This is a genomic window from Mycolicibacterium austroafricanum (assembly GCF_902705885.1).
GTDB lineage: Bacteria > Actinomycetota > Actinomycetes > Mycobacteriales > Mycobacteriaceae > Mycobacterium > Mycobacterium vanbaalenii_A.
This window is the reverse complement of the sequence record NZ_CACSIP010000039.1, coordinates 36,588-55,914: the sequence shown is the minus strand read 5'-3', so window position 1 is coordinate 55,914 and position 19,327 is coordinate 36,588. Positions and strand designations below refer to the sequence as shown.

At 66.8% G+C, this 19,327-nt stretch carries 19 protein-coding genes and 1 pseudogene; 6 read left to right on the top strand and 14 right to left on the bottom strand.

What is annotated here, in order from left to right:
• Window positions 1-6: 6 nt before the first annotated feature.
• Both BEMPMBAN_RS33215 and BEMPMBAN_RS23735 read left to right on the top strand, forming a co-directional pair.
• Window positions 7-1,185 (top strand): annotated as a pseudogene (locus BEMPMBAN_RS33215) (DUF222 domain-containing protein).
• A gap of 22 nt (window positions 1,186-1,207) precedes the next feature.
• Window positions 1,208-1,585: a hypothetical protein gene (locus BEMPMBAN_RS23735; RefSeq protein ID WP_200846097.1), complete on the top strand. Its 378-nt coding sequence runs from the start codon at window positions 1,208-1,210 to the stop codon at window positions 1,583-1,585.
• 3 nt (window positions 1,586-1,588) lie between these two features.
• On the opposite strand, the gene BEMPMBAN_RS23730 is transcribed toward BEMPMBAN_RS23735, so the two are convergent.
• The 9 genes from BEMPMBAN_RS23730 to BEMPMBAN_RS23690 form a co-directional block, all read right to left on the bottom strand.
• Entirely contained in the window at window positions 1,589-2,413 is an 825-nt protein-coding gene (locus BEMPMBAN_RS23730; protein ID WP_159233713.1) for a hypothetical protein, read from the bottom strand.
• Entirely contained in the window at window positions 2,410-3,603 is a 1,194-nt protein-coding gene (locus BEMPMBAN_RS23725) for an NHL repeat-containing protein (protein WP_200846096.1), read from the bottom strand. The genes BEMPMBAN_RS23730 and BEMPMBAN_RS23725 overlap by 4 nt, the downstream gene beginning before the upstream one ends.
• On the bottom strand, window positions 3,600-4,493 hold the full coding sequence (locus BEMPMBAN_RS23720; RefSeq protein ID WP_159233712.1) for a NifU family protein: 894 nt from the start codon (window positions 4,491-4,493) through the stop codon (window positions 3,600-3,602). Before BEMPMBAN_RS23720 ends, BEMPMBAN_RS23725 begins: the two co-directional genes overlap by 4 nt.
• Window positions 4,490-5,761, bottom strand: coding sequence for a tetratricopeptide repeat protein (locus BEMPMBAN_RS23715; protein WP_234897666.1), 1,272 nt, complete (start codon window positions 5,759-5,761; stop codon window positions 4,490-4,492). The genes BEMPMBAN_RS23720 and BEMPMBAN_RS23715 overlap by 4 nt, the downstream gene beginning before the upstream one ends.
• 16 nt (window positions 5,762-5,777) lie before the next feature.
• On the bottom strand, window positions 5,778-6,050 hold the full coding sequence (locus BEMPMBAN_RS23710; RefSeq protein ID WP_425295010.1) for a hypothetical protein: 273 nt from the start codon (window positions 6,048-6,050) through the stop codon (window positions 5,778-5,780).
• Window positions 6,047-6,832 (bottom strand): hydrogenase maturation protease, encoded by a 786-nt coding sequence (locus BEMPMBAN_RS23705; RefSeq protein WP_159233711.1) that lies wholly within the window; start codon window positions 6,830-6,832, stop codon window positions 6,047-6,049. The genes BEMPMBAN_RS23710 and BEMPMBAN_RS23705 overlap by 4 nt, the downstream gene beginning before the upstream one ends.
• A gap of 76 nt (window positions 6,833-6,908) precedes the next feature.
• The gene (locus BEMPMBAN_RS23700) at window positions 6,909-8,519 is read right to left on the bottom strand and encodes a nickel-dependent hydrogenase large subunit (protein WP_159233710.1); all 1,611 of its coding nucleotides are present in this window, start codon (window positions 8,517-8,519) and stop codon (window positions 6,909-6,911) included.
• 30 nt (window positions 8,520-8,549) lie between these two features.
• The gene (locus BEMPMBAN_RS23695) at window positions 8,550-9,515 is read right to left on the bottom strand and encodes an NADH-quinone oxidoreductase subunit B family protein (RefSeq protein ID WP_159233709.1); all 966 of its coding nucleotides are present in this window, start codon (window positions 9,513-9,515) and stop codon (window positions 8,550-8,552) included.
• A 75-nt stretch (window positions 9,516-9,590) separates the two neighbouring features.
• Entirely contained in the window at window positions 9,591-10,130 is a 540-nt protein-coding gene (locus BEMPMBAN_RS23690) for a DUF1641 domain-containing protein (protein ID WP_159233708.1), read from the bottom strand.
• Between the two features lie 242 nt (window positions 10,131-10,372).
• Between BEMPMBAN_RS23690 and BEMPMBAN_RS23685 the strand changes: the two genes are divergently transcribed.
• Window positions 10,373-11,434 carry an AraC family transcriptional regulator gene (locus BEMPMBAN_RS23685; RefSeq protein WP_159233707.1) on the top strand — a complete coding sequence of 354 codons (1,062 nt, stop codon included), beginning with the start codon at window positions 10,373-10,375 and terminating at the stop codon, window positions 11,432-11,434.
• Between the two features lie 29 nt (window positions 11,435-11,463).
• Here the strand turns inward: BEMPMBAN_RS23685 and hypE are convergent, their stop codons facing one another.
• Genes hypE through hypF form a run of 4 tightly spaced genes read right to left on the bottom strand, consistent with a single transcriptional unit; the run spans window position 11,464 to window position 16,274 of the window.
• Window positions 11,464-12,546: a hydrogenase expression/formation protein HypE gene (gene hypE / locus BEMPMBAN_RS23680; protein ID WP_159233706.1), complete on the bottom strand. Its 1,083-nt coding sequence runs from the start codon at window positions 12,544-12,546 to the stop codon at window positions 11,464-11,466.
• Window positions 12,539-13,642: a hydrogenase formation protein HypD gene (gene hypD / locus BEMPMBAN_RS23675; RefSeq protein ID WP_159233705.1), complete on the bottom strand. Its 1,104-nt coding sequence runs from the start codon at window positions 13,640-13,642 to the stop codon at window positions 12,539-12,541. Before hypD ends, hypE begins: the two co-directional genes overlap by 8 nt.
• Window positions 13,639-13,926 carry a HypC/HybG/HupF family hydrogenase formation chaperone gene (locus BEMPMBAN_RS23670; RefSeq protein WP_159233704.1) on the bottom strand — a complete coding sequence of 96 codons (288 nt, stop codon included), beginning with the start codon at window positions 13,924-13,926 and terminating at the stop codon, window positions 13,639-13,641. Before BEMPMBAN_RS23670 ends, hypD begins: the two co-directional genes overlap by 4 nt.
• Entirely contained in the window at window positions 13,899-16,274 is a 2,376-nt protein-coding gene (gene hypF / locus BEMPMBAN_RS23665; protein WP_159233703.1) for a carbamoyltransferase HypF, read from the bottom strand. Before hypF ends, BEMPMBAN_RS23670 begins: the two co-directional genes overlap by 28 nt.
• 178 nt (window positions 16,275-16,452) lie before the next feature.
• Between hypF and BEMPMBAN_RS23660 the strand changes: the two genes are divergently transcribed.
• Both BEMPMBAN_RS23660 and hypB read left to right on the top strand, forming a co-directional pair.
• Window positions 16,453-16,806 (top strand): hydrogenase maturation nickel metallochaperone HypA, encoded by a 354-nt coding sequence (locus tag BEMPMBAN_RS23660; protein WP_159233702.1) that lies wholly within the window; start codon window positions 16,453-16,455, stop codon window positions 16,804-16,806.
• Entirely contained in the window at window positions 16,799-17,581 is a 783-nt protein-coding gene (gene hypB, locus BEMPMBAN_RS23655; protein WP_159233701.1) for a hydrogenase nickel incorporation protein HypB, read from the top strand. Before BEMPMBAN_RS23660 ends, hypB begins: the two co-directional genes overlap by 8 nt.
• 4 nt (window positions 17,582-17,585) lie before the next feature.
• Here hypB and aldR read toward each other — a convergent pair whose 3' ends face one another.
• The gene (gene aldR / locus BEMPMBAN_RS23650) at window positions 17,586-18,128 is read right to left on the bottom strand and encodes an HTH-type transcriptional regulator AldR (protein ID WP_425295009.1); all 543 of its coding nucleotides are present in this window, start codon (window positions 18,126-18,128) and stop codon (window positions 17,586-17,588) included.
• Window positions 18,129-18,196: 68 nt separating this feature from the next.
• Between aldR and ald the strand changes: the two genes are divergently transcribed.
• Window positions 18,197-19,324, top strand: coding sequence for an alanine dehydrogenase (gene ald, locus BEMPMBAN_RS23645; RefSeq protein ID WP_159233699.1), 1,128 nt, complete (start codon window positions 18,197-18,199; stop codon window positions 19,322-19,324).
• Window positions 19,325-19,327 lie beyond the last annotated feature (3 nt).

Here is a 19,327-nt window from a genome sequence, read left to right as displayed (position 1 = left end):
CGATGTATGGGTGAGGTGTCCGGCGCGGTCGAGGTGATCAGGTCGCAGCTTGCGGTCCTCCAGGATGCCGCCGGGGGTTTGTCTCATCGTGAGCTGGTCGGGCTGCTCTCGGAGCTGACCGCCCTGGCCTGGGCTTTGCCGGTGGTGGAGTATCGGCTGCTGAACCGGCTGGTCAACGAAACCGAGCCGCACCGGCTGGGCGAATCCTCGTGGACGAAAGTGCTGAGCACCGCATTGCGGGTCTCGGGCAAAGACGCCCGACGCCGGCTGCGCGAAGCCAAACACCTGGGCCCGCGGCGCGGGCTGACCGGTGAGGTGCTGGCTCCGGTGTGGGAGGCCACCGCCGCCGCAGAACTGTTGATGATGATCGACCAGGACGGCCCCGAACCCAGCGAGTCCGAACAAGCCCACCACCGCGGGATCACCCTGGGCAAACAGCAACGCGACGGGACCAGGTCGATCCGCGGGCGCCTCGACGCCGAGACCGGCGCCTACTGGGAAGCGATCCTGGCCACCCAAGCCGCCCCCGGCATGTGCCACCCCGACCACGAGGGCGGTGATCAGCGTGGGTGCAGCGATACCCGCACCCAGGCCCAGCGCAACCACGACGCGTTCAAAGCCGTCGGCCGCGCCGCCCTGACCTCAGGCCAGCTCGGCACCCGTCACGGCCTACCGGTCACAGTGATCGCGACCACCACACTGGCCGAACTCCACACCGGGGCCGGGCTGGCAGTCATCGCCGGCGGCACCTAACTACCCATCCCGGACCTGATCCGGATGGCCGCCCGCGGCGCACACCACTATTTGGCGGTGTTCGATGACCACACCAACGAAGTCCTGCACCTCGGCCGGGCCAAACGCTGCGCCACACCGCCACAATGGATCGCACTACTGGCCCGTGACCGCGGCTGCACCCGACCCGGCTGCACCGCCGCCCCCCGGCTACCACAGCCACGTCCACCACGCCGCCGCAGACTGGAAGAACAACGGCCAAACCAACATCAACGACCTCACCCTGGCCTGCGGACCCGACAACCGCCTCATCGAAAACACCGGCTGGACCACCACCAGAAAACCCCCAAGGCCACACCGAATGGCACCCACCACCACACCGGACAAAGCAGAATCAACAACTACCACCACCCCCACCGATACCTACTGCCCGAACACGACCAAGGACCATGACGACACCTCTACGCTTCTGGGTATGAACAGGATGGTCTCGGCACTGGCCGCTGCGGGCGCGTTGGCGTCAGCATGCATCCTGGCCGCACCGGCCGGGGCGGCACCGGTGAGCTACGGAAGCAACGGCGTGTTCGGCGTCAGCACCCAACCGCGCGAGGGCTGGGCGACGACCTTCATCCCGCCCGGACGCTACCGCGTCGACCAATCGCCGAGCATGCATCCCTATCAGAGCGCACCGGGTTACTGGCTGCGATGCAGCAACTTCCCCTGTGCAGCAACATTTCCGGGAAACATCGTCGCCACCGGCGGCGCACTGCGCGAGGGCCCGACGTTCGTCGACATCCTGCCCGACGACGTGGCGATCAACTTGTACAACGTCACGCTGACCGCCACCCCCTGACGGTTACTGTGCCAGCGCAGGATCAAAGGTGGCCCGCACAGTCACCGATGCCGCGGCGGCCGCCACCATGACCTGCGCAGCGCTCTCGTGCCCCTTGGGGAAGACGATCTCGGCGCTGTCGGGGTTTTCGCGGTGCGCCATGAGCCAGTCGTAGAGCAGCCAGTCGAGCGCGCACGCGACGTCGAACTGATCGGCATCGGGGTGCTGCGCTGCGGCGATCACTGTCTGCATGGCCTGGCGGTGCTCCTCACGGGCAGCGTCCTTGTTCACCCCCGAACTGTCGAACAACAGCATCTCCAAGGTCAGCGGCAGCCGACTGCCTGCGTCGGTACGCACCACCCAGCGACCCCCTTTCCATGGCCTGGCGGGATCAACCGGCACCATCTCGCCGAAGCCGCCGACGACCCCCAGGGTGGGCTGGTCCAGTTCGCCGTCCAGCGGCGCCGGTCCGAGCAGACCCAAAGGCTGGCGGGCCAGTATCGACATCAACGCGGCAGTGCCGATGATCTTGCCGGACCGCGCGTCCGGTGTCAGGCCGATCTCCTCGATGGCGTTCGCATAGTCCAGGCACAGCCGATCCAGGCTGCGGTAGAGCGCCGCAAGATCCTCGCGGTCCCGGGCGTTCGGTCGCCGACCACCACCCAGCAGCTCACCGAACCGTCCGGCCGCATCGATGAGGGCGTCGTCGAGCGCGGACAGGTGTGTCACGGCCAATCGGTGGGGCTCGTCATCACCGTCCACAAGCGCCCGCAGCGTGGTGGGCACGCCGGCCGGGGTCACCCAGAAGAACCCGATCTGGTCATCGGTCTGCACGATGCGCGGTCTCACGAACGCCGCCACAGTATGACCCGGTTGTTGCCCGAGTCCGCCACCGCCAACACGTCACCGTGCAGGCTCAACCCGTACGGCCAGCAGAGGGTGTCGCGTCCCACCGAAGCCCATCGGTTCTCGCCGTTGGATCCGAAATCGGGCTGGGCCAGCACGTGATCGGCGGGCCGCCCGCCGATCTGCTCGGCCGGAAGTCCGTCCCACATCAGGATGCGATTGTTGGCGGTGTCGGCAATGGCCAGCCGACCGCAGTCGAGTGCCACACCGTAGGGGAAGCGGAACCGGTCGCCGGTGTGGGGCCCGTACGGCCACTCGTCGGCCGAGGTGAAGTCGTGCTGTCCCAGAACGATGTTGGCAGGGCAATCGGTGTCGGGCGACGGTGACCAGCCGAGAATCCGGTGATCCCCCGCGTCGGCCACCAACAGCAACTCAGAGGTCCCGGCGATCGCGTGCGGCCAACGGAAGCTCGCCGGACCCGCAGCGCCGCCGCGATTCTCCTCCCGGGCGCTCCCGTCGGGTTGACCGAGCACAATGTCCGCCGGCTGTCCAGGTCGGGGAATACCGTTGGTCCAGCCGAGAACTCGCCGGTTGCCGGTATCAGCAACCCAGAACCTGCCACCGAGGAGCGCGAATCCGAACGGCCAGTAGAAGGTCGACGCCGAGCACGGTCCACCCGCGTTCGGTTCGACCGACCCGGGATCGGGTTGGCCGAGGACCACATCGGGTGCGACATCGGAACGTTGCGGCACCTCGTTCCAGATCAGGATCCGGTGATGCCAGGCGTCGGCCACGACCAGCCGGCCGTCGATCACCCCGACGCCGGTGGGCAGGTTCATGCCGCGCTCAGGACCGCGGCCACCGGCAGCGCGACCCTCCGTGCAGGCGTCGGGTTGTCCGAGCACGACATCGGCGGGCTGCTCGTCGCAGCCCGCCACCCCGTGCCAGATCAGCACTCGATGATTGCCCGAGTCGGCGACAACAACGTGGCGGTCATCGACGAACACGCCGCGCGGGGAGTACATCCACGCCATGCTGGGATTGGCGGGCGGAAGGGCGAGTCCTCCCGGCGCCGGCGCGCCCAGCCAGACATGTGGCGCCCACCCGCCGCTGTGAGAGTCCCCCAACACAGCAACCGCGGCGGCTCCGGCCGGCCTGCCGTCGACGGTGTGCCGCACCGTGTAGCGGCTCATTCGCTGACTCGGACCCAGATGTCCCCGTCGTCGACACGCAACGGCAGTTGTTCGAGCTGCGCACCGGGTGCCGACAAGCACTCCCCCGACACTGCGTCGTAACAGAATCCGTGCCAAGGGCAGGTCAAGGTACCGGCGGCGGCGTCGATGACAGCGTTGTCCAACGGGAGGGCCTCGTGTGCGCACTCGTTGCGATAGGCGGCGAATCTCTGATCGAGGTTGACCACGATCACGTCGGCCTGCGTCCCGGTGACCCCGACCAAGTGGTGGCCGGTCAATTCGCCGGGTGACACCGCCTCCGCCGGGCCGACGCGCACCCAGCCCTCGGCCTCGACGTCCACACCGCCTCGCCCCGTGAGCACCGCCTCCACGGAGATCACCGTCGGGCTCGGTTCGCCGGGAAGCACCTCGACAGCAGAGATCGAGGGAACACCTTGCAGTAGCGCCTTTTCGACCAACTCGCGCAGGGTGACCGAGGACATCGAGCAACCGTTGCAGGCGCCCTCGAGGCGAACCAGGGCGACACCATCCTCGATGCGTACCAGGTTCACGTCACCACCGTGACTGTGAAGCTGTGGACGGACGGCTTCCAACGCGCGCCCCGCCAGGGTCATCGAGTCGGGCCGGATAATGCCGTGCAGCGTGAGCAGCATCCGCACCACCGGATCGTCGACGAGGTCGAACAACAGTGGACGCGCCCCGTCATCGGCGCGCATCCGTTGCACGATGGTCACCAGACCGGCCCTGTGGATGTCCTCGAGCGCCGCCTTGAGCTCTTCGGCCGCTGCTTTCGCGGTCGGCTCAAGATCGCCCAGCGCGGCGACGGCGGCGTCGACACGGGTGGCCAGCGCCTCCAATTCCGATGCCGCTGCGTCGCGTAGATCGGTCACGGCTCCTCCTCGCGTGCCAACGTCGTTTCCCGCGCCACTTCGTCGAGGACGCCGCGCACAGTGCGGACCGAGTCGGCGTCGCCGAGTTCCTCGAACAGAAACCGCGCCTCGTACAGCTTGGCCTTGGCCTGGTCGAACATCCCCAGATGTGCGAGGACGTTGCCCTGGTTGGCGAGCACCCGCGCGCGGCCGAGCGGATCACCGTCCCGGTCGCGGGCGCCCAGCACTGCTTCGTAGATCTCCGCCGCCTCGAGCATGTTCTCCTGGTGGTGCTTGGACGGGCTGTACACCAACGAGTTCGCCAGGTTCAGCTGCACGCTGGCCCAGCGCCGCGGGTGGTCCTCGCGGGTGTACACCGTGAGGGCCTGGCGCAGTGACTGCGCGGCGATGCCTAGCCGTAGTTGACTGGACGCCTCCACCATCGGCATCGTCAGATAGGCGGTGGCGAGGTCGGCATGACCGGACGCCCAGAGCAGCGGCGCGTCCTCACGGCGGATCAGTTGTAGTGCCGAGTGGTAGTGCGGGATCGAAGCGGCCAGCAGCTCGGGATGTCCGGCGGCCCGTTCGTGCAGGACGCCTGCCGCACACAGGTGCAGTTCTGCGCGGGGCACCCGCAACGCGTCGGCGTCCTCGAGGAGTTTGAGGGCACGTTCAAGGCGGGCCAGCGCGGACGGATCACCGATGTCCACGCAGACACCGGCCGCAGCTCCGACAAGCACACCGGCCAACACGCGGGACAGCGGTGCCGCCGCGTCGACGGCCATGTCGAGGAGTTGCAGTGCACGCGGGGCATCGTCACCGGCGAGGGCCGCCGACGCTGCAACCGCGAGCACGGCGGCCGCTAGTTCGCCGTCGCTGTCACCGGCAGCCGGGGCGTCGTCGGTGCGTCCCAGTGCATAGCGCACGACGTCGACGAGCACGCCCCATTCACCAAGGGCTGCACGAAGCCCCGGCAGGTCCTCGACGGCATCCGGGTCGAGCACAAATCGATTGAAACGACTGATGGGATCCTGGCCGGCAAGGCGATCGAGCGCAGCCAGCGCACCGTCACGATCACCGGCCTGGGCACACTGCAGAGCAGCCAGCCGCGGCGGCCAGTGCGCGGGCAGGGTTCCGGCCAGCAACGCCTGGCGTACCGGTTCGGTGTCGGGTCCGGCGGGAATGAGCAGATATCCCAGGGGAAGGCCGAAGACGCCCAGCGGCTGCGGCCGCACGACGAGGCCGTCGGCGACAGTGCTGTTGTTCGCGTCGACCACGGTGTCGGTCACGGCCCTCCCATAAGTCTCATCCCGGTAGCGGTCCTCTCAAGTCGCGCTCGGCGGCGCGTTTGATCAGGCCGGCCGCCAACTCCGCACGCCTGCGCGTGCGATGGGTGTTGATCCGTTTGCGTACGACACCGTCATCGAAGACCACGATGATGTCGACGGCCCAGTGCCCGCGCTCGTGTACGACGACGGTCTCGACCGCGCGGCCGTCGGCGGCGGAACTGCGGGCGCGAACCGTGGTAGGTGGCCGCCCCTCCGGAAACGATGACTGGCATTCACACACGAGGATCACCTGGGCTCCCCGCCGTCCGGCGCCCGGGTTCGTGGGAGGGGGATGCGCAGTGCTGCTTGTTCATCGTCCCAGAATGCCCGAAAGACACCCGGAAGTAAGGGCTCCCTAAGTAGCTCGTGGATCAATACAGATCGGTCGCCGGCCGGGTTCCGCTGTTTGAGCAGCAGGCCACCGCTGCGTGGGCCGCGAAGTGGGATCAGCCAGAACACGTCGTCCCGCACCACCGCCGCCACCGCGTCTGAGGGGAACCGGGCGCCCGCGACCTCGGCGCTGAGCCGCAGATAGCCGTCGGCGGTGAACTCCACCGTGACCTCGCTACGGCTCGCGGGACGCAGCGGCCGCAGGTAGTCCCGCTCGATGATGCTGATGACCTGCTCCATCGCCGCGGTCGCGGGCGCGGACAGGTCAGCGCCCAGCTCGACGCCGGATGCTTCGATCAGGAACACCGTGATGTCGGTCGGACAATCCTCGGCCAGTGCCCATCGTGCGAACGCGATTGCGTGGTCCCAACGGAACGAATGGGTGTGCAGCCCCTGCAGTGGTGGCAGCTGGGCGAGTTCCTCACCGGGCACTCGGAACACCGTGCCGGGGGCTGACCCGGTGGCGGCGGCGTCGACGATGACCACGCGGCCCGCGCCGCGCATCTGGAATGCCACGTCCATGCCGGCGGTGCCACCGTCGACGAGCTTGGCGCCGTCGGGCACACCACGCTCCCAGAGATGACGGACCAGCACCGGCCCCACCCCGTCGTCACCCCGGAGCAGGTTGCCGCAACCGATCACCAGCAGGCTGCAACCCGGCGGCTCGAGGGGTGCCGCCGGGTTGCATGCTGCGGGGTCAGCGCCAGTCGACGGCAGCTCACACCATCCCGTTGATGACGAACTTGCTCAGTTCCCGGCCGGTTTTTCCGTCGTAGGCGTGCACCGTGCACACCAGACACGAATCAAAACTGCGGGCAACATGGCCGAGCTCGACAGGATCGTCGGCGTCGACAATCGGCGACCCGACCAGTGCCTGCTCGATCGGGCCCAGCACCTCCGAGCCGTCCCGGGGACCGATGTTCCACGCCGTGGGCGTGACCACCTGATAGTTCTTGATCTTGGAGTCCTCGATCACGATCCAGTCCGACAGCGAACCCCGCGCGGCCTCGGTGGAGCCGAACCCCTTGCCCTCCGCGTACTCGGTGGGCTTGGTGTAGAAGCTCTCTTTCAGCTCCAGGTCATCCAGCCACTGGCGGGCCCACTTGTAGTACTTGGGCGCCTCGTGCATCCGGGCGAGCTGACGCACCATCACCGACGGACCGATGGTGTTGTGGATGTCGCCGAACAGCGGATCGTTGTCCTGGTGCGCAGCGGGATTGGGGCCTGCGGCGGCCATTCGCCGAGCCAGCGGTCCCGCCTCCAGCGGAATGTTGCCGAGATCACCGACCGCGTAACGCGGTGACTTCGCCCAGCTGTACTTGCCCTGCTTTCGCCCCAGCTCCGGGTCGATCGGAATCGTCTCACCGTCGAAGGGGTGCAGAGGGCGGTCACCCTCATAGAACGAGTGGGTGACGTCCTCGCGGACATTGGCCTGGTCGAACTCGAAGTACCGACCGTCGGCGTATACCCCGGAGCGCCCGATCAACGCCGCGTTGCGGCCGTCGATCGTCGGGTTCTCATACCGCGACGGGTCGAAGTAGGTGCCGGTGGCCAGATAGTTGCCCACCCCCTGCCCGTACTTGTCCAGGCCGACATCGAGGCAGTAGCGGATGAAAAAGCCGCAGTCGCTGTTGTACTGGGCCTCGTTCTCGTCGACCCAGGCAAGCACATCGTTCCAGGTCTTGTTCTCCAGCCAGCGGTCCACCGAACAGCCAAGCCACTTGCCCTCGAGCCAGTTGTCGTTCCAATGCTCCAGTATCGAGATGGCCCGGGTGACGTCCGACAGCGTCGGTGCGCACATCACCCCACCGGGCACCATGAAACTAGAGTGCGGCCACTGCCCGCCGAAGATGGCGTACACCTCGACGGGTTTCCCCGAAAGCACCACACCGGGTTGGTAACTCGTGCCCACATAGGGCGCGAAGCGCCGCACGGCCTCGTCGTAGAGAGTCGATTTGGCGTAGTTCTTGTTGGTCAGGTCGATCGCGAACAGCGCATAGAAGTAGCGCGGAATCGACTGCAGCGTCTCGCAGGCCTGGCAGATGTTGCGGATCAGGGTCGCGTTGTGCGGCATGTGGGTGCGCCAGGCGGTGTCCAAGGCGTATGCCGACTTGTAGAGGTGGCTGCCGCCACAGATGCCGCAGATGCGCGGGCACACCACCAGTCCCGCCTGAGGGTCCTTTCCGCGCAGGATGATCTCGAAGCCGCGGAACATCGCCGCCTCGGTCCATGCAGAGGTGACCACTCCGTCGTCGATGGTGACCCGGACATCGAGGTCACCCTCGACCCGACCGAGGGGGCTGACGAACAAGTCCAGCTGTGAGGTCATACGAAACGCCTTCCTGTTGGCCTGGTGGCCCTAGACCACGAACATGTCTTCTTTTGACCATTGCGGCGCCGCGATGCGAGCGGCTGCCGCCAGTCCCATGTAGGTGAGATGGTCGGTCCCCTCGGGTACTTCCTTGGGGATCATGCCGCTGACCTTCTGGGTTTTGAACAACGTCCCGGGAGCCAGGTCAAAATGCGGGAACTCCGGCTCGGTGCAACCCAGACACGGCATGCCGGCACGGGTTTTGCTGCTCTGTCGGTTCCACAGGATGCGGTTGCACGGCGAGTGGGTCATCGGCCCCCGGCAGCCGAATTCATAGAAGAGGCAACCTGTTCGGGTTCCCTCTCCGAACGACATCGTGGACTGCTTGTATTCGAAGAACTGCACCCGAGTGCAGCCGGTCTGGGTGAAGGTCTTGAAGAAGGTCTCCGGGCGGTGCAGGTCGTCGAGGGTGATGTCCCCGGCCCGGCCGGTCGCCAGCGCCACGATGATCTGGGTGATCCAATCGGGATGAGCCGGACATCCGGGGATGTTGATCACCGGCAGTCCCATCTTGGACCGGAAGTCGGGACCGAGGAAGCCGCCCTTCTCGCGCTTGTGGAACTGCAGTCCCGTCGATCCCGACGGGTTGGGCTCCATCGCGGGGATGCCGCCCCAGCATGCGCAGTCGCCGATCGCGACGACGATCTGAGCGGCGGCGGCCATGTCGGTGACCCAGTCCTTCATCGGCCGGTCGGCGAACATGTCGGCACGACCGTCGTAAGCCTCCATCACGGTGCCCTCGAACACGAAGATGTCCAGCGGACGTTCACCCTTGGCGCAGTCCCAGAACACCTTCTGGGCGTTGTTGCCCAGTTCGAGCCCCAGCGACGGATGCCAGATGAGATCGAGCCCGAAGTCGACGATCAAATCGACGACGTTGGGCTCGTCGGCGTTGAGGAAGGACATCGTGTTGCCACTGCACGCGCCACCCTGGAACCAGAGCACCGATGCCATGTGAACTCCTCTCGATGACCGGACGGGCCGCGTCCGCTCAGGTTGGTCGTGAATAAAGTTGTGTCAGAGGATATTTCACACCCTGCGGCCGAAACTCCGCGCGACTTCGACCAGGTACACCACACCGCGGCCGACGTCGGGATCCTTTGCCGCACTGCGCAGGGTCTTCCACATTCCCCGAAGTCCGTGGGGTGGGGCGGGCACCGAGGAACGAGCGGACACCAGGGCCTCACCGAGCGCCGCCAACACATCGGCCCCGCGCTCGTCGGCCAGCGACGAGTTCATCAGGGTGGTGATCGCCGGAGTGGCCTTGACCAGGCCGCCGGTGAGCAGAGCCAGGCTGCTTGCCAGTTCATTGAGGTCGACGCCCTTGAGCGCAGCCACTCCGGGGAACTGGGTCTCGGCGCCCTTGAGCTCACCGATCGCCGAGGTCAGGTTGTCGGCGATGTCGTCTCCCCGACGCAGCAATCCGTCAAGTCCGCCGACCAGCACCGCCAGTAGATCAGCGTGATCGAGCAGCGTGTTCAGCGCCTCGGCGACACGCGGATCGTCAAGACGGTCGCGAACCGTATCTGCCGGGGACATCGCTTCGGCAACCTGACCGTTGGCGATCATGCGGACCTCCTGCCGGGCTAGCCCGAAGTGCCAGAAACCTGGCTGATGGTCCCAACGTACCCAGCGGCGCCGACCCTGCCTATCAGATTCGCGCAACCGCTATCAGGATTGCGCACAGGTGGCTACGCTGAAGCGAAACCGTCGACCAGGAGGCTTGTCTTGCTTCCGCCAATTCCGTTACCCGACACCCAAGTTAGCCTTTCCTATCCTGCCCACCCTGCCCGGACGTTGCCGGCGGTCCGATGTCCCGGCTGACCCGTCTCGGCTTCATCGACATCCGCCGCACCAGCGACCCGGTTCGGCGCAAGGTGCGCTCCCGTGGCGTTCCCCCGGCGCTGGCCGACCACGAGATCTTCTACACCGAGGACGTCACCAAGGCGGCCAGGCTGATAGGCCGCACGCTGTCACCACTGCATCTGAGCATCGATTCACCCGAAACCGACCGCTTCGCGGCGACCATGCACGGGGTGCGCCTGCGTAACGTCAGCATGCTGTACCTGGATCTGCACGTCGCCGCCACCATCGACATCCCCGAAACGGGCCACTACTACGCCGTACACATGCCGATGAACGGCGTTGCCACGGTGCGACATCCAGCGCAGACATTCCAGGCCAACACAATGCGGTCACTTGTCTCCAGCCCCGGTGTGCCGCTGCGCATCGAATTCGGGGTGGACGCTCCGCAGCTGTTGATCCGGATCGAGCAGCAGGCCATGACCGCGCATGTGACCAGGCTGATCGGTCACAACCTGTTGCGACCGCTGACATTCGATCCGGAGTTCGACCTTGCCACCGAGGCGGCGATGCGCTGGCATGCCGCGGTGCAACTGATGCACACGGAGGTCTACCACGCGGGCTCCCTGATTCAGGACGGCCGTGCCATCGGCCCGGTCGAGGAGCTGGTCATGAGCAGCCTGCTGTACCTGCAGCCGTCCAACTACCACGCCGACATCACCCGGCCGGTGACCCAGGATCCACGGCGTACGGTCATCCAGCACGCGATGGATTACATCGACGCCCATCTGGCGGAACGGATCACGATGAACTCACTCGCACAAGCCGTCCACATGAGTGTGCGCTCGATCCAGCAGGGATTCCGGTCCGAACTCGGGATGTCGCCGATGGCCTTCGTCCGGGAACGGCGGCTCGAACGAGTCCACGAAGAACTCTCCGACGCCATTCCGTCAGACGGTGTCACCGTGACCGCCGTCGCGGAGCGATGGGGCTTTCACCACCTCGGCAGCTTTGCGGTCGAGTACCGCAAACGTTGGGGCGAGGCGCCCTCAGAGACGTTGAGACACTGAGACGACGTTCAGACAACCGAGACCGGCGGTCAGCAGATTCGTGGGAGCTGCTCGCCCAGTTCGCGTTCCACCACCCGGGTGGTCCCGAACGGGGTGCGTGCCACCGCCATACCGGGATGGGCGGCCACCGCCCGGCCGATCACCGCGGCGTCCGCCCCTTCGGGAAGCGATCTCATCGCCGCGAGCACCGCCTCGGAGTGATCGGGATCAACGAAGGCCACCATCTTGCCTTCGTTGGCGACCTGCAGCGGATCGAGCCCGAGGAACGAGCACGCCGAGGCGACCGTCTCCGGGACCGGGATGGCGGCCTCGTCGAGTTCGATGCCGACCGCTGCTGCGCGCGCGATCTCAACGACCGCAGCCAGCAGCCCGCCGCGGGTCGGGTCACGGAGCGTATGCACGGCGCCAGGGTCGCCGTCGGCGGCCGAAGCGGCGAGCATCGCCGCGACCAGGCGGTGTAACGGCGCGCTGTCGGTGGTCACCACGGTGCCGAAGTCGATGCCTTCGCGCACGCTCATGATGGCTACGCCGTGCTCGCCGATGGGACCCGACACGATGATGACGTCCCCGGGCCGAGCGCGGTCCGGTCCGATCGTGACACCCGCCGGCACCACGCCTACGCCGGCGGTATTGATGAAAAGCTGATCCGCGCCGCCCTTTCCGACCACCTTGGTGTCACCGGTGACGATCGATGTCCCTGCATCGACAGCCGCCCTGCCCATGGTCGCGGCGATGATCCCGAGCACGTCGAGCTCCAGACCCTCTTCCAGGATGAACCCTGCCGTCAGCGCAAGTGGCTGCGCACCACTGCACGCCAGGTCGTTGATCGTGCCGTTGACGGCGAGATGGCCGATGTTGCCACCGGGGAAGAACAGCGGCTGCACCACGTAGGAGTCGGTGGTCAGCGCGATGCGTGAGGCGCCGACGTCCAGCAGCGCCGAATCGCGCGAGGTTTCGGATGCGGTACCGAACGCGGGCAGGAACAGGTTGTTGATCAGTTCCTCGGAGAGCACGCCGCCGCCACCGTGTCCAAGCACGATGCGCCGGGTCGAGCGCAGCGGCAGCGGGCACACCCAGTCGGCAGGGTCGACTGTCACGGGTGGTTCAGGCATGTGCACCTGTTTCGAGACGGCGGAAGTGATAGTAGGCCGCACAGGCACCCTCGCTGGACACCATTGTGGCGCCCAGCGGATTTCGTGGTGTGCAGGTCAGTCCGAAAGCCGGGCACTCGGTGGGTTTGAGCAGGCCCTGCAGCACCTCGCCGCTGTGGCATTCCGGCGATTCAGCGACCTGCAGGTGACCGACGCCGAACCGCAGCTCGGCGTCGAACTCCGCATACCGCGGCGAGAGCGTCCAACCCGATTCGGGGATCATCCCGATACCCCGCCACTGCCTGTCGGTGACGGCGAAGACGTCGGCGAGGGTCTGCTGAGCGACGACGTTGCCTGCCTCGCTGACCGCGCGCGGGTAGGCGTTGCGCAGCTCCGGTGTCCCCGACTCCAGGAGATCGACGACCTGCCGGACACCTTCGAGCAGATCCAGCGGTTCGAAGCCGGTGACGACGATCGGCACGCCGAACTGCTCGACCAATGGCCCGTACTCGGCGGTTCCCATCACCGAGCACACATGGCCGGCAGCAAGAAATCCCTGGACACGGTTGGTCGGCGACGCCAGGATCGCAGTCATCGCCGGGGGTACCAGCACATGCGACACCAGCATCGAGAAGTTGGTCAGACCCAGTCGTTGCGCGTGCAGCACCGCCATCGCGTTCGCGGGCGCGGTGGTCTCGAACCCCACGCCGAAGAACACCACCTGCTTATCCGGGTTGTCCGCGGCCACCCGGGTGGCATCGAGCGGTGAGTAGACAACGCGGACGTCGCCGCCCCGGGCACGCACGCCGAAGAGATCCTGCTGACTACCCGGGACGCGCAGCATATCGCCGAACGAGCAGAAGATGACGTCCTCGCGCGCGGCGATCTCGAGCCCACGATCGATCATCTCCAGCGGCGTCACGCACACCGGACACCCGGGGCCGTGGATGAACTCCACCGCCCCCTCGAGCAGCTGATCGAGGCCGTTGCGGATGATCGAATGAGTCTGGCCCCCGCAGACTTCCATGATGGTCCAGGTGCGGGTTGCGCGGCGCCTGATCGAGTCGACCAGGGTTCTGGCCGCGACCGGGTCGCGGAACTCATCGAGATACCTCATGCCGGCTCCCTCCTGTCCGGTGCCAGACTCTGACCTTCGGCCCCGGCCAGTTCCTCGTCGAGGATGCCCAGGTCGGCGAACATCTGGAGGGTGGCATTGGCCGACTCCTCGTCGAGCCTGGCGATCGCGAAGCCCGCGTGCACGATCGTGAACTCACCGATCTGCATGTCGGGCAAATACGCCAGGCACACCGTCTTGGTCGTCCCGCCGAACTCGACCGTGGACATCCGCGTTCCGGACTCATCCCAGATCTTGATCACCTTGCCGGGGATTCCGAGGCACACAGGCCGCTCCTTTCCTGAGCAGAAGATGCTGACCGCTGGGCAGCGACGACGGCCGCCTGTCCCAGCGCCAGGCCTCCGTCGTTGCATGGGACCACCCGGTGGGTGAGCACCACCATGCCGCGGTCCCGAAGCCCCCTGGCGATCCCGTCCGAGAGCCTCTTGTTGGCGAAGACGCCGCCGGTGAGGCCGACCGTGCAGATGCCGGCGGCATCGGCGGTTTCGGCGGCGGCGCGCACCGTCGCGCGCACTACCGCGTCCTGGAAGCCGGCGGCCAGATCAGCGCCGGGGATCCCGGAACGCAGCCCCGCGACCAACGAACCGATCACCGGGGCTGGGTCCATCACTCCGTCAGAGATCTCGAAATCGACGGTCGAACAGCTCGTCCCGCCACGGGCCAGATGCTCCAGCTCGATGGCGGCCTGTCCCTCGTAGGTGACCTGCTCGCAGACACCGAGCAGACTGGACACCCCGTCGAACAATCGGCCCATGCTGGTGGTGGGTACGCAGCGCAGCCCACGCTCCAACTGCTGGGACAGGATGTGCAGGCCCGCGGCTCCGATCGCCATGACCGGCGGTAGGTCCTCGTCGAACGCGATCCCGGCGCGACGCAACAGATCCAACGCGATGCGTGCCGGTTGGCGAACCGCGCCTTCGCCGCCCGGCAGCGCGAACGGCGCGAGGTGACCGACCCGGGTGAACCGGGCAGGGTCGGAGATCATCAGCAGCTCGCCCCCCCAGATGGTTCCGTCCGTGCCGTAGCCGGTGCCGTCGTATGTCACCACGATGACCGGTTCGCCGAGCCGGCGGTGTTCAGCGAGCAGCGACACCGCATGGGCGTGGTGGTGCTGGACGGTGACGATCTCCTCGATGCCGTCGGTGTCGGAAGCGAATCGCTGAGCCCACCGCGTGGTGGCATACCCCGGATGAAGATCACACGCCACTACCGCGGGGGCCATCCCGGTCATGAACGAGAAGTGTTCCTGCGCCGAGGTGTAACAGTCCTGTGTTCGGGGGTCGGCCATGTCGCCGAGGTGTGACGACAGGTGAGCCCGGCCATCGCTGCCCCGAAGCGCGAAGGTGGACTTGATGTCACCGCCGGTCGCGAGGATCACAGGCCCGGATCCCCCGCCTGCGGTCGCGACGGGTAGCGGCGCGTACCCGCGGGATCGTCTGTGCGGCAGTTCATTCCCGCCACCGTCAAGACCGATCACGGAGTCTTCGCAGGGGACGTGGATGGGGCGGTCGTGGGTCAGCACCGCGTCGGCCAGGCCGTCGATCCAGTTCAGGTCGTCGTCGCGGAACACGATGGGGGAACCGCCCTCGTTCGCCGAGGTCATCACCAGCGGCATGGTGCCGAGTTCGGCGAAGAGCAGGTGGTGCATCGGCGAGTAGGCGATCATGACGCCGACCTCGCGAAGTCCGGGCGCGACAAGGTCGCTGACCCCGCCGCGGCGCGCCGGCAGCAACACGATCGGCGCCGCTGGCGAGGCCAGCAGCCGTGCCTCTGCAGCACCGACATCCGCGATCCGGCGTGCCGCCGCGACGTCTGCCACCATGATCGCGAACGGCTTGGCGGGCCGGTTCTTGCGCTGCCGCAACCGGGCGATCACCTCGTCGGTGTCGGCTCGGCAGGCCAGATGGAAGCCGCCGATGCCCTTGATCGCCACCACCAGACCGTTGCGCAGCGCCGCGGCTGCCGAGGCCAGCGGCGAGGACCCGGCGCCCGGACCGCGCCACGACACAATCGGCCCGCAGTCCCGGCAGGCGATCGTCTGCGCATGATATCTGCGGTCGATCGGGTCGCCGTACTCCACGGTGCAGGTCGCGCACATCGCGAAGCCGGCCATTGTGGTGGCGGGACGGTCGTAGGGCAGATCGGTGATCACCGTGTAGCGCGGTCCACAGTTGGTGCAGGTGATGAAGGGGTGCAGGTGACGGCGATCGGCGGGGTCGAACAGTTCTCGGAGACAGTCGGCACATGTCGCGATATCCGGCGGCACCAAGGTGCGGTCGCCCGATTGTGGACCCCCATCGCTGGTCAGGATCTGAAAGCCGGAGCCGCCGGTGGGGCGAATCGATTCGACGTGCATCGATTCGACGCGGGCCAGCGGCGGCGGTGCGTCACGGATCGCGGCCACCGCGGCCTCGACCCCCGACCGCGATCCCTCCAGTTCGCACCGAACCGCGCGAGAATCATTGAGCACGAATCCGCTCAGCCGATTCTCGGCGGCGACCCGGGCGACCGCGGGACGGAATCCGACCCCCTGGACCAGCCCGGCGACGCGCAACTCGATACGCACGGTGTCACCCGTGCGGGCACCACCGCTGAATTCCGGACGTGCGCTCATCGGCGCGGTCTCCCTCAACAGCTGACACCGATTGCACCAGTGGGCTGTCGGCACAGATCGATGACCCCGAGGTTAACCCGCTGCCACGCCGCCAACAATCACAATCTCGCACAGACTTGTGCGCTTTTCCGCTGCCGGTTGGCCGCACCGCCCGCACCGACGCGACTAGCGTGGGGTTGTGCACGAACTGTCGTTGTGTCAGGCGATCGCCGGGGTGGTGAAAACACACGCTGCCGGGCGGTCCGTCGACGTCGTGCGGGTCCGGGTCGGGGCGCTGCGCCAGGTGGTGCCCGACTCGCTGACGTTCTGCTGGAGCATCATCGCCGAGCACGAGGATCTCGGCCACGCAGAACTGGTACTCGAACTGGTGGCTGCCGCGGTGGAGTGCCACGACTGCCACGCCCACTCCGACATCGTCTCGCGGTGGTCGATCTGCTGTCCTGCCTGCGGCAGCGCAAAGGTGTCGGTGCTGCGCGGGGAAGAGTTCATGGTGACCTCGATCGACGTGGCCGAAGGCGCCCGGCATGGGTAGGTTCCATCGTCACGACGACGGCACGGTACACCACCACGATGATGATGATGATCACGGCGAGCACGGCGAGCACGGCGAGCACGGCGACCACAGCGGGTACCGCACCGCCTCACACCGCGTCGACGTGCTGGAAGCGATCTTCTCGGAAAACGACTCACGTGCGGCGGTCAATCGAGGAGCCTTCGAGTCCAACGGGGTTCGTGCGCTCAACCTGATGAGCTCGCCCGGGTCGGGTAAGACCGCGATCCTGGCGGCAACACTCGACGAACTCGCGGACGAGATCGCAGTCGGGGTGATCGAGGGTGACATCGCCACCGACCTCGACGCAGCCAGGCTCAGCGGTCGCGGCGCGCAGGTCTCACTGTTGAACACCGACAACGGCTTCGGCGGTGAGTGCCATCTCGACGCACCGATGGTCAACCGCGCGCTCGGTGGCCTTGACCTCGGGGCGCTCGAACTGGTCATCGTCGAGAACGTCGGGAACCTGGTGTGCCCGGCGGAGTTCGACGTCGGCGAGCACGCCAAGGCGATGGTGTACTCACTGACCGAGGGTGAGGACAAACCCCTGAAGTACCCGGTGATGTTCCGTGCGGTCGAGGTGGTGCTGCTCAACAAGATCGACCTGGCGCCGTACCTGGAAGCCGATGTCACCACCTACACCGAACGAATTCGTCAGGTGAACCCGACGGCCACGGTGTTCCCGGTGAGCGCAAAAACCGGAGAAGGAATGGCCGAATGGTTCACCTGGCTACGCGCCTTCGCCAAAGGCCGATGACGCCTCACAACGGCGACGCGCCCCGGAGATGTTCGAAGATCAGCGATGTCTGGGTGCCTGCGACATCCGCGTCGGCGTTGAGGTTCTCCACGACGAACGACCGCAGATCGTCGGTGTCGCGCGCGGCCACGTGCAGGATGAAATCGTCGGCTCCTGCCAGGAAATACACGTCCATGACCTGAGGCATCCGGCGGACGTGCTGGATGAAGTTGCGGATCTTGCTGCGCGCGTTGAACTGCAGACTGACCGAGATCATGGCCTGCAGGGTCAGGCCGATGGCAGCCGGGTCGATGTCGGCGTAGAAGCCGCGGATCACGCCGGCCTCCTGCAGCCGGCGCACCCGGCCGTGGCAGGTCGACGGGGCGATACCGACGAGCTCGGCGAGCGCGCTGTTCGACATGCGGGCGTCGGCGTGCAGCGCAGTCAGGATCCGCCGGTCGACGTCATCGATCGCGGCCGGCCGAACATCCTTCGGCGATCGCGGCTGCCGGTCGGTAGGTTGTGATGATTCTTCGGCCACACCCTTAGGGTAGCGAAAGATAATCATGATTATTGCGGATACCCGGGCAGTTATTCACAATTAGCACCAATAGCCCCCACTTTCTAGGAGCGATCATGCGCGTCGGCATCCCGACCGAGATCAAGAACAACGAGTACCGCGTCGCGATCACCCCGTCGGGCGTCGCCGAACTCGTCCGCCGCGGTCACGAGGTCCTCATCGAGTCCGGCGCCGGTGACGGATCGGCGATTTCGGACGCGGATTTCAAGCGCGCGGGCGCGCAGCTTGTCGCAGGTGCCGACGAGGTGTGGGCCGAAGCGGAGCTGCTGCTCAAAGTCAAGGAGCCGATCGAGGCCGAGTACTCGCGGATGCGCAAGGGGCAGACCCTGTTCACCTACCTGCACCTCGCTGCTTCACGGCCCTGCACCGACGCATTGCTGGCATCCGGCATCACCTCCATCGCCTACGAGACCGTGCAGACCACCGGATCGGACGGGTCGGTGGCGCTCCCACTTCTCGCACCGATGTCCGAGGTGGCCGGTCGGTTGTCCGCGCAGGTCGGCGCCTACCGCCTGATGCGCACCAAGGGCGGTCGCGGTGTGCTGATGGGCGGCGTGCCCGGGGTCGCCCCGGCCAAGGTGGTCGTCATTGGCGGCGGGATGGCGGGCGACAACGCCGCTGCGGTGGCCTGGGGCATGGGGGCGCACGTCACGGTGTTCGACCTCAACGTCAACACGCTGCGCAAGATCGACGCCGAGTACGGCGGCGCCATCGAAACCCGCTACTCCTCGACGCTCGACCTCGACGATGCCGTCAAGGCGGCTGATCTCGTCATCGGCGCCGTCCTGGTGCCAGGCGCCAAGGCGCCCAAACTCGTCACCAATTCGACTGTTGCCCAGATGAAGACGGGTGCGGTTCTGGTCGACATCGCCATCGACCAAGGTGGTTGCTTCGAGGACTCACGGCCGACCACCCACGACGACCCGACCTTCGCGGTGCACGACACCGTCTTCTACTGCGTGGCCAACATGCCGGGCGCGGTGCCGCGGACGTCGACCTTCGCGCTGACCAACGCCACCATGCCGTACGTTCTCAAGCTCGCCGACAAGGGGTGGCGGAGCGCCTGCCGAGCCGATGCCGCGCTGGCCAAGGGGCTCTCGTCCCATGAGGGCGCGCTGCTGTCCGAGCAGGTGGCCGCCGACCTCGAGCTCCCGTTCACCGATCCGGCGAGCCTGCTGGCCTGACCC